12 protein-coding genes and 1 pseudogene are annotated in these 9,644 nt (G+C 73.6%); 10 read left to right on the top strand and 3 right to left on the bottom strand.

Annotation, left to right across the window (positions count from 1 at the left end):
- From KBX39_RS13060 to KBX39_RS13075, 4 genes and pseudogenes are all read left to right on the top strand, one after another.
- Window positions 1-159 (top strand): annotated as a pseudogene (locus KBX39_RS13060) (transcriptional repressor); the annotation flags it as partial.
- Window positions 156-1,265 carry a folate-binding protein YgfZ gene (locus KBX39_RS13065; RefSeq protein WP_210870706.1) on the top strand — a complete coding sequence of 370 codons (1,110 nt, stop codon included), beginning with the start codon at window positions 156-158 and terminating at the stop codon, window positions 1,263-1,265. The pseudogene KBX39_RS13060 and the gene KBX39_RS13065, both read left to right, overlap by 4 nt.
- A 112-nt stretch (window positions 1,266-1,377) precedes the next feature.
- Entirely contained in the window at window positions 1,378-2,220 is an 843-nt protein-coding gene (locus tag KBX39_RS13070; RefSeq protein ID WP_069087799.1) for a 3-keto-5-aminohexanoate cleavage protein, read from the top strand.
- Between the two features lie 94 nt (window positions 2,221-2,314).
- A complete protein-coding gene (locus KBX39_RS13075; RefSeq protein WP_312247093.1) occupies window positions 2,315-3,274 on the top strand; it encodes an asparaginase in 960 nt (319 codons plus the stop codon).
- Between the two features lie 121 nt (window positions 3,275-3,395).
- On the opposite strand, the gene KBX39_RS13080 is transcribed toward KBX39_RS13075, so the two are convergent.
- Complete coding sequence (locus KBX39_RS13080; protein WP_307851565.1) at window positions 3,396-4,196, bottom strand: alpha/beta hydrolase; 801 nt, start codon at window positions 4,194-4,196, stop codon at window positions 3,396-3,398.
- Window positions 4,197-4,309: 113 nt separating this feature from the next.
- Here KBX39_RS13080 and KBX39_RS13085 point away from each other — a divergent pair, with 113 nt between their 5' ends.
- The 5 genes from KBX39_RS13085 (at window position 4,310) to KBX39_RS13105 (ending at window position 7,767) form a co-directional block, all read left to right on the top strand.
- Window positions 4,310-4,945, top strand: coding sequence for a helix-turn-helix domain-containing protein (locus tag KBX39_RS13085; protein WP_210870712.1), 636 nt, complete (start codon window positions 4,310-4,312; stop codon window positions 4,943-4,945).
- Complete coding sequence (locus KBX39_RS13090; protein WP_210870716.1) at window positions 4,942-5,748, top strand: hypothetical protein; 807 nt, start codon at window positions 4,942-4,944, stop codon at window positions 5,746-5,748. Before KBX39_RS13085 ends, KBX39_RS13090 begins: the two co-directional genes overlap by 4 nt.
- Before the next feature lie 71 nt (window positions 5,749-5,819).
- On the top strand, window positions 5,820-6,134 hold the full coding sequence (locus KBX39_RS13095; RefSeq protein WP_013288803.1) for a DUF2516 family protein: 315 nt from the start codon (window positions 5,820-5,822) through the stop codon (window positions 6,132-6,134).
- Window positions 6,131-7,018 carry an alpha/beta fold hydrolase gene (locus tag KBX39_RS13100; protein WP_043328034.1) on the top strand — a complete coding sequence of 296 codons (888 nt, stop codon included), beginning with the start codon at window positions 6,131-6,133 and terminating at the stop codon, window positions 7,016-7,018. The genes KBX39_RS13095 and KBX39_RS13100 overlap by 4 nt, the downstream gene beginning before the upstream one ends.
- Window positions 7,019-7,029: 11 nt before the next feature.
- A complete protein-coding gene (locus KBX39_RS13105) occupies window positions 7,030-7,767 on the top strand; it encodes an alanyl-tRNA editing protein (RefSeq protein ID WP_064446700.1) in 738 nt (245 codons plus the stop codon).
- A gap of 5 nt (window positions 7,768-7,772) precedes the next feature.
- Here the strand turns inward: KBX39_RS13105 and KBX39_RS13110 are convergent, their stop codons facing one another.
- Window positions 7,773-8,444, bottom strand: a complete 672-nt coding sequence (locus tag KBX39_RS13110) for a nucleotidyltransferase domain-containing protein (RefSeq protein ID WP_113973518.1) — start codon at window positions 8,442-8,444, stop codon at window positions 7,773-7,775.
- A gap of 76 nt (window positions 8,445-8,520) precedes the next feature.
- Between KBX39_RS13110 and KBX39_RS13115 the strand changes: the two genes are divergently transcribed.
- Window positions 8,521-9,435, top strand: coding sequence for an SDR family oxidoreductase (locus KBX39_RS13115; protein ID WP_210870718.1), 915 nt, complete (start codon window positions 8,521-8,523; stop codon window positions 9,433-9,435).
- Here the strand turns inward: KBX39_RS13115 and KBX39_RS13120 are convergent.
- Window positions 9,426-9,644: WYL domain-containing protein (locus KBX39_RS13120; RefSeq protein WP_210870721.1), on the bottom strand; the 219-nt coding region annotated here is incomplete at its 5' end. The genes KBX39_RS13115 and KBX39_RS13120 overlap by 10 nt on opposite strands.

Consider the following 9,644-nt stretch of genomic DNA (forward strand, 5'->3'; position numbering starts at 1 on the left):
GTGTGCCGGGAGTGCGGGGCGATCGACGAGATCTCACCCGAGATGCTCCGCCCGCTCGCCGACCAGCTGGCCGACCAGCGCGGATTCCAGGTCGACATCGGGCACGTCGCGCTCTTCGGGGTCTGCGGCCGCTGCACACTGAACGGGGAACACGCATGATCGACATCGCCGGAGCGGTGACCACCGAGAGCATCGACGACCAGACCCGGGACCAGCCCGAGCCGGCCCACCGGGCGGCCGGTGTCGCGCCGGTGGCGGCGCACTACGGCGACCCGATGCGTGAGCAGCGGCTCCTGGCCACCGGCGTGGGCCTGGTCGACCGCTCGCACCGGGGCGTGGTCGCGGTTCCCGGCGAGGAACGGATCAGCTGGCTGCACACGCTCACCAGCCAGCACCTGGCCGCGCTGGCCCCCTGGCAGGGCACCGAACTGCTGGTGCTCTCCCCGCACGGGCACGTCGAGCAGCACGCGATGGTCGCCGACGACGGCGAGACCACCTGGCTGGACACCGAGCCGGGCATGACCGGCGGCCTGCTGTCGTACCTGGAGAAGATGCGGTTCTTCAGCAAGGTCGACCCGCGCGACGCCACCGCCGAGTTCGCGCTGCTGTCGCTGGTCGGGCCGGAGGCGCCCGGCGCGCTCGACACGCTCGGCGTGACCGGGCTGGCCGCTCCCGACGTAGCGGCGGTGCCGGGTCCGAAGTTCCGTTCCGGCGAGCTGCCCGCGCGGCCCTCCGTGGTGTACGACGTCAAGCCGCTACCGGTCGGCGGCTGGGCCCGCCGGGTGGCGCTCGGCGTCGACCTGCTGGTGCCCCGCGCCGCCATGGACGGGGTGGTCGCCGAACTGCGCGGCGCCGGGGTGCCGGTCGCCGGGCTGTGGGCGTACGAGGCGGTCCGGGTCGCCGCCAAGCAGGTACGGGCCGGGGTGGACACCGACCACCGGACGATCCCGGCCGAGGTGGACCTGATCGCCCCGGCCGTGCACCTGGGCAAGGGTTGCTACCGGGGCCAGGAGACGGTGGCCCGGGTGCACAACCTGGGCAAGCCGCCCCGCCGCTTGGTCCTGCTGCATCTGGACGGCGTGGCGAGCGACCAGCCGCCGGTGGCCGGTACGCCGGTGACGCTCGACGGCCGGACGGTCGGCTTCGTGGGCACCGCCGTGCAGCACTTCGAGCTGGGTCAGGTGGCGCTCGCCGTGCTGAAGCGCAACACGCCCGACGATGCCCGCCTGCTCGTGGGCGAGAGCGCCGCCGCCATCGACGTGTAAGGAAGGGCCCCCTATTAACGCCTCCGGTAGAGGAAGGGTCCCTTCTTAACGCCGCCCGCACCGGAAATCCTCCGGTCGACCCGACGTCGGGCACCGGTCTAGGATCCGGGGCATGACGACAGGGACGTTGATCACGGTTGCCCCCACCGGCGCGGAGTCGGCGAAGGCTGAGGTGCCGGCGCTGCCGGTGACGCTCGACGAGCTGCTGCTGACCGCCAAGGAGTGCGAGGCGCTCGGCGCCGCCGTGATCCACGTCCACATCCGCGACGACGAGGCGCGGCCCACGCTCGACCAGGGGCGGCTGCGCGACACCGTGGCGGCGCTGCGGGAGAGCACCGACCTGATCGTGCAGCTCTCCTCCGGGGGTGCGGTGACCGACCCGGAGTCCGCCCGGCTCGCCGTGCTCGACGCCGCGCCGGACATGGCCTCCTGCACCATGGGCACCGTCAACTTCGGCGACGACGTGTTCCTCAACCGGTGGGAGTTCATCGTCGACCTGCACACCCGGATGCAGGAACGCGGCGTCGTCCCCGAGTACGAGATCTTCGACCTGGGCCACCTCACCGCCCTGCAGCGGCTGCTCGGCAAGTACGGCCTGCCGCACGGCGGGCACGTGCACGTCGACTTCGTGATGGGCGTACCGGGTGGCATGCCGGGCACCACGGCGACCCTGGTGGCGGCCCAGCAGATGCTGCGTGACCTGCCCGAGGGCACCACATTCGCGGCCACCGGCATCGGGCGCAGCACCATCCCGGTGATGCTGGCCTCGCTGTCGGCCGGCGGTCACCTGCGGGTCGGCATGGAGGACACGGTCACGTACGCCAAGGGGCGCCCGGTGGAGTCCAACATGCAGCTCGTCGCGCGGGCGGTCGGCTTCGCCCAGCTCGCCCAGCGGCCTCCGCTGACCACCGCCGAGGCCCGTACGCTGCTCGGTCTTCCGGCCACCGGCCGGTAAGCGGCGTACCGGCCGCCGGCCCTGTACGGCCTCGGCCGACGCCGCAGGTCACCCCGCCGTCGGCCGGGCCCGCCCCATCGGTACGGTCCATTACGTGGGAAAGACGTACGAGGGCGGCGCGCCGCTCGCCGAGGTGGTCCGGTCCGGTTTCGTGGAGGGCTTCCACCGGGGTTCCGTGGTGGTGCTCGACGCCGCCGGAGCGCCTGTCGCCGGGGCCGGAGACGTGACCTCGCCGATCTTCCCCCGCTCGTCCAACAAGCCGATGCAGGCGATCGGGATGCTGCGGGCCGGGCTGCCGCTCACCGACCCGGCCGACCTGGCGCTCGTCTCGGCCAGCCACGCCGGTGAGGAGTTCCACGTCGAGCGGGTCACCGCGTTGCTGCGCGGCGGCGGCCTCACCGGGGACGCGCTGCACTGCCCGCCGGACCTGCCGGTCGGCGAAGCCGCCCGGGAGGCGGTGCTGCGGGCCGGCGGCGGTCCCGCCCGGGTGCTGATGAACTGCTCCGGCAAGCACGCCGGCATGCTGCGCACCTGCCTGGCCGCCGGCTGGCCGCTGGACGGCTACTGGCGGCCCGAGCACCCGCTCCAGCAGCGCCTGACCGCCACGATCGAGGAGTTCACCGGGGAGCGGGCGGCGGCGGTCGGGGTGGACGGCTGCGGCGCGCCGGTGCTCGCCGTCTCGCTGACCGGGCTGGCGCGGGCGTTCCTGCGGCTGGTCGAGGCCGAGCCGGGCACCGTCGAGCGGACGGTGGCGGACGCGATGCGCACGTACCCGGAGCTGGTCGGCGGTACCCAGGCCGAGGACACGCGGCTGATGCGCGGCGTACCCGGTCTGCTCGCCAAGATCGGCGCGGAGGGTGTGATCGCGGCGGCGGTCCCGGGGGTCGGCGCGGTCGCGCTGAAGATCGACGACGGCGCGGCCAGGGCCCGCACACCCGTCCTGGTGTCGGCCCTGGCGCGCCTGGACGTGCGCGCCCCCATCCTCACCGAGTACGCCGAACCACCCCTGCTCGGCGGCGGCCTCCCGGTAGGAGCCATCCGCCCCACCTGGTAACCCTTCCCCGCCCTCTACCCCCGGCGATCTTGCACTTACTGCCCCGGCGAAATGCGCATTCCAGGCGTGCCGAGGGCTGCAAGTGCAAGATCAACGCGGCGAGGGGAGAGAAGTGGGGCGGTCAGGAGGGGAGGAACGGCAGGAGGGCGGTGTTGGTTTCGGTGGGGCGCTCCAGGGGGAGCAGGTGGGCCGCGTCGGGGACGTCCGGCATGCGTATGCCCCGGGGGGCCTCGTCGGCGATGCGGTCGGCCAGGCGGCGGATGTCGGCCAGGTCGTCGGCGCCCGTGCCGACCAGCACCGGTACGCGCAGCTCGCCCAGCCGGTCGATCGCCGGCGGGTCCAGCTCGTCGACGTCGACCGCGCTCAGCGCCTGCTCGGCGGCGAGCGCCCGGCGGTCCATCTCCTCGGCGAACCGGATCAGCTCCGGGTCGACGTCCTCCGGGCGGCGGGTCGGGCCGACCACCCAGAACCGCACCTCCCCGGCGGCGGTGGCGGCGAAGTCCTCCGGGTCCACGTCGCCGACCAGTTCCTCCCAGAGCTGCTCGGTCTCCTCGGACCACTCGTTGCCGGAGACGGGCGCGCCGAAGAGCGCCAGCGCCGAGACCCGCTGCGGGTGGGCGAGCGCGGTGTCCACCGCGACCCGGCCGCCGAACGAGCAGCCGACGAGCGCGGCCTGCTCGATGCCCAGCGCGTCGAGCAGCCCGATCACGTCGTCGTGGTGGGCGAACGGCGCGGGCGGCAATTCCGACTCGCCGTAGCCGCGCAGGTCCAGCGCGATCACCCGATGCCGCTGGGCGAGTGCCGGGATCTGCCCGCGCCACATCCGCCGGTCGGCGATGCCGGCGTGCAGCAGCACCACGGCGGTGCCGGTGCCGCTCTCGTCGTACGCGAGCTGGGCACCGTTGATATCGATCTTGGTCACGGGGGAGAACCGTACGGAACGGACATGGGCTCCGCAACCCGCCATCGGTGACCCTGCTAACTCTGGCTAGCGTTTTGCTTGCAGCAGTTAGCGGACCGAGCTAGCGTTGAGTCATGGCCACCAGCAAGGACCTTCCCAATGTCGGCGGGTTCATTCGCGACCTGCGGCGCAACGCGAAGATCTCACTGCGCCAGCTCGCCGAGCAGGCGGGTGTCAGCAATCCCTACCTGAGCCAGATCGAGCGAGGGCTGCGCAAGCCGAGCGCCGAGGTGCTCCAGCAGCTCGCGAGCGCGCTGCGCGTCTCCACCCCGGCGATGTACCTGCGGGCCGGGCTGCTGGACGACAAGGAGGGGCAGGGCGTGCTCGCGGCGATCGCCGTCGACCCCGAGCTGACCATGGCCCAGAAGCAGTCGCTCACCCAGATCTACGAGACGTTCCGGCGCGAGAACGCCCGCCTGGCCGAGGCGACCGAGGCCGCCGGGGCGGCGGAGACGGCCGAGAAGGCCGCCGCGACCGAGCCGGCCACCGCGCCGGAGGCCCCGGCGACAGTGGCGGCGGCCGCTACCGGTCCGGTCACGCCGGAGGGCACGCCGACCGAGGCGGTCCTCGAATCGGTAGCCGTCACCGAAGCGGGTGCCGCGCCCGCCCCGACCACCGCGCCCGCCCCGACCACCGCCGCCCCTGAGCAAGCGGCCGCCCGCCGGGCGGCCCGGAAGGCCGCCGGTGCGGCCGAAGAGGAGCAGTCATGACCACCCAGCCGAAGACCAACCGCATCCCCGCACCCCTCTACGCCGCCGCCGGCGCCGGTGAGCTGGCCCTGGAGCAGCTGCGCAAGCTGCCCACCGTGGTCAGCGGCCTCGGCACCCGGGTCGTGACCGACCTCGGCGGCAAGGCCGTCGTCACCGGTTTCGAGCTGCGCCAGAAGGCCACCGAGACGCTGAAGACCGCCAACCAGACCGCGACCGGGTTGCGCGAGCGCGCCGTCGCCACCGACCTCGACCAGCTCCGCGAGGCCGCCAACCTGGAGAAGCTGCGCGAGGCGGCGAACCTGGAGAAGCTGCGCGAGGCGGCGAACCTGGAGAAGCTCCGCGAGGCCGCCACCCGCAACGCCGCTGTCGTGGTGGCCGGCGCGCACGCCGCGCAGGAGCGCGCGCTGGCCGCGTACGCCGAACTGGTCGCCCGTGGTGAGCGTGTCGTCGGCGCCGGCGTGCTGGAGGCCGCCGACACGGTGAACGCCGACATCCAGGCCACCGAGGCCACCGGCACCGACGTGGCCCCGAAGGCCGAGGTCACCCCGAAGGCCGCGGTCGCGACGAAGGCCGAGATGGCCGCGAAGCCGGACACCGCCGCCGCGACGACCGATGTGCCCAGCCCGGCCGAGGTGGCCGAGGCGGTGGCCGCCAAGCCGGCCGCGGTGAAGCGCACCCGCGCCACCAAGGCGACCGCCACCAAGGCCGTCGCCAAGACGACCGCCACCAAGGCCACCAAGCCGGCCACCCCGTCGGCGAAGCTCCCGAAGGCCACGAAGCGGACCCGCCCGGCCGCCGAGTGACCTGATGCCCCACCGGACCCCGGACAACGTCTTGTCGGACGTTTCCGGGGTCTCGGCATAAGCTTGCCCCCATGGCCATCGCCGCGCCGATCTTCGCGTTCGCAGTCCAAGACGTGATCCAGCTGATCCTGCTCGTCTTCGCCCTGGTCGTACAGGGAGTGGCGCTGGTGCACGCGGTCACCCAGCGCGGCGACGGTTTCGCCGCGCTCGGCACGCTGCCCAAGGGCGGCTGGGTCGCCATCCTGGCGGTCTGCCTGCTGCTGACCCTGCTCGGCTTCGGCCCGATCAGCCTGTTCGGACTGATCGGCATCGCCGCCGGTCTGATCTACCTGCTCGACGTGCGGCCCGGCCTGCGGGACCTGCACGACGGCCGAGGGTCCTGGTGAGAGGTTTCCGCTGGCCTCCGCCGCCGGACGGCGGTCCCCGCACCTGGGGGCCCGGCCCCGGCGCGCCCCGGACCGGGCGTCCCGCGCTGCCCGAGCCGGAGACGGAGCTGGTCGCCACCCCGCACGGGGTGAGCCTGGAACGGCTGGTCACCGGCACCGGTGACCCCGTCACCGTGTTCGCGCACGGGCTGGGCAGTGGCATCGCCACCACCCGCCCGTTCGGCAGCGGCGTCGCCGGGCGGCGCGTCTTCTTCCAGTTCCGCGGGCACGGCCGCTCCGACTCCCCGCCCGGTCCGTGGACCTACCTGGACCTCGCCCGTGACCTGCGCGCGATGGCGGACCTGAGCGGCGCGACCCGGGCGTTCGGCGCGAGCCTCGGCGCGGGCGCGCTCTGCCGGCTGCTCGCGGAGAGCCCGGAACGCTTCGAGAGACTCGTCTTCTTCCTGCCCGCCGTGCTGGACACACCGCGCGGCGAGGTGGCCCGCGCCCGGCTCACCGGCCTGCTCGACGCGGTGGCCGAGGGCGACGCCTCGGCGCTGGCCGACGTGGTGTCGCTGGAGTTGCCGCCGTCGGTGCGCAACACCCCGGCCGGCTGGGCCTACCTGCGGCAGCGGCTCGACCAGTTGTTGCGCGACGGGCTCGCGCCGGGGCTGGCCGACCTGCCAGCCCAGGCCCCGCTCGACGACGCCGGGTCGCTCGCCGCGGTCACCGCGCCGGCGCTGGTCATCGCCGCCGCCGACGACGACCTGCACCCGGTCGCCGTCGCCGAACGGCTCGCCGCCGCGCTCCCGAACGCCACACTGCACGTGTACGACCGGCCCGGCGTGCTCTGGACCGAACGCGCCGACCTGCGGGGGCGCGTCTCGGAGTTCCTGAACGGGTAACGTCGCCGTCCATGGGCGTCACACACCACGGCCGTACGCACCGGCTCGACCTCGCCGACCCGACCCTGCGCGAGTGGACCTGCCGGGTGCTGGCGGCCGATCCCGAGCAGGGCATCGTGCTGGACCGGTCCGCGTTCTACCCGGGTGGGGGCGGGCAGCCGCCGGATCACGGGGTGCTGCTGTGGCAGGGCGTACAGACCCGGATCGTCGGCACCCGCAAGGGCGACGACCTGTGGCTGATCCCGGCCGAGGGCGACCCGGTGCCGCCGGTCGGCACCGAGGTGGTCGGCGCGGTGGAGGACGCCCGCCGGACCATGCTGATGCGTACCCACTCCGGGCTGCACGTGCTCTGCGGCGTGGTGTTCCGTGACTTCGGCGCGCTCGTCACCGGCGGCAACATGGAGCCGGGCGAGGCGAGGATGGACTTCAACCTGCCCGAGGTGCCGCCGGACTTCAAGGCCCGCATCGAGGAGCTGGTGAACGCCGAGGTGGCCGCCGATCGGTCGGTAGCGGTGCGGGTGCTGCCGCGCGCCGAGGCGCTCGCGCTGCCGGACATCATCCGTACCCAGTCGAACCTGATCCCGCCGGAGGAGCAGGAGGTGCGGATCGTCGACATCGTCGGGCTGGACGTGCAGGCCGACGGCGGCACGCACGTCGCCTCCACCGCCCAGATCGGCAAGGTCCAGGTGGTCAAGGTGGAGAGCAAGGGGCGGGCCAACCGCCGGGTACGGGTGCGCCTGGCGGACTGACCCGCTCAGCGTGGCAGGTACGCCGCCCGGACGGCGAGCAGCCAGCGTTCCACCGTCTCCTCGTCCGGGCGCTCCGGCAGCGGTGAGCGGATCCGGTCGAACTCCGCCTCGGCGTCCGCCACCAGCGCCTGCGCCTCCTCCAGCGCGCCGCCGGAAACCCGTTCGCCGAACGCGCGGAACCACTCCGGGTCGGCGAGGCGGATCTCCAGTACGCCTGTCGCGTACAGCACCCGGCCCTGGTGCAGCAGCCGGGCCAGGTGCCGGGCGTGCTTCGCCGAGCGCAGCCGCCCACCGGCGTCGGCGGGCCGGCCGGCGAGTTTGCGGAACTGCTGCGCGGCGTACCCGAGGTAGGCGTCACGGACGCGCGGCGCGCTGAGGAACGCCGACCGGATCGCGATCAGCTCCTCACCGAACCCGGTACGGGTCTCGTAGCAGTCGTCGGGCAGCCACATCAGCTCGGTGGCGGTGGGGTTGCCGCTCAGCGCCAGCAGCGCGTACTTGCGGGCCTCGTGCAGCGTGACGTCCGGGTCGGTGGTGACCACCGACTCGCGGGGCGGGCGCAGGCCGTGGAACGCGACTGTGGGCGCGGCGAACACGCCGAGCCGGTCGGTGTCCGAGCCGGGTCCGGCCAGCCCGTACGCGACCGAGCCGACGATCCCGGACAGCAGCAGGTGCATACCGGTGATGATCGCCCATCCGGTTCGTTCGGGAAACCGGACTTCCGTTGTCAGGTATCGCTGACACGGTGATCCCATGAACTCACCACTGACCGGAACTGTCGCGCTCGTCGCAGGCGCTACCCGGGGCGCCGGCCGGCAGATCGCCGTGCAGCTCGGCGCCGCCGGGGCCACCGTCTACGCCACCGGCCGCACCACCCGCGAGCGCCGCTCCGAGATGGACCGGCCGGAGACCATCGAGGAGACCGCCGAACTGGTCACCGCCGCCGGGGGCACCGGAATCGCCGTCGCTGTCGACCACCTCGACCCCGAGCAGGTACGCGCCCTGGTCGAGCGGATCGACGCCGAGCAGGGCCGCCTCGACGTGCTGGTGAACGACGTCTGGGGCGCCGACCCGCTGATCACCTGGGAGAAGCCGGTCTGGGAGCAGCCGCTCGACGCCGGTTTCCGCACGCTGCGGCTGGCTGTCGACACGCACATCATCACCAGCCACTTCGCGCTGCCGCTGCTGATCCGCAACCCGGGCGGCCTGGTCGTCGAGGTCGGCGACGGCACCAAGGAGCACAACGACAGCGAGTACCGCCTGTCGGTCTTCTACGACCTGGCGAAGGTGTCGGTGAACCGGCTCGGCTTCAGCCAGGCGCACGAGCTGGCCCCGCACGGCTGCACCGCCGTCGCGCTCACGCCGGGCTGGCTGCGCTCCGAGTCGATGCTGGAGCATTTCGGTGTCACGGAGGCGAACTGGCGCGACGGCGCGAAGACCGAACCGCACTTCGTCATGTCGGAGACGCCGGCGTTCGTCGGGCGCGCGGTGGCGGCCCTGGCCGCCGACCCGGACCGGGCCCGCTGGAACGGCAAGTCGCTGGACAGCGGCGGCCTGTCCCAGGTGTACGGCTTCACCGACGTCGACGGCAGCCGCCCGCACTGGGCCCGCTACTACGAGGAGGTGGTCAAGCCTGGTAAGCCGGCCGACCCGGACGGCTACCGCTGACCGTCGGCCGGCGGATCGGTGTAGAGCGCCGCCGCGCGGCGGGTCGCCTCGGCGAAGCGTGCCCGCAGCCGCGGCGGTGCCAGCACCTCCACCTCCGGGCCCAGCGCCAGCAACTGGGTGTACGCGACGTCGACCGACTCGACCGGCAGCCGCAGCACCAGCCGGCCCTGCTCGTCCGGCGGCCCGGCCGCGTCGACCGCCTCGGTGTC

Source organism: Micromonospora sp. D75, assembly GCF_018070405.1.
GTDB lineage: Bacteria > Actinomycetota > Actinomycetes > Mycobacteriales > Micromonosporaceae > Micromonospora > Micromonospora chalcea.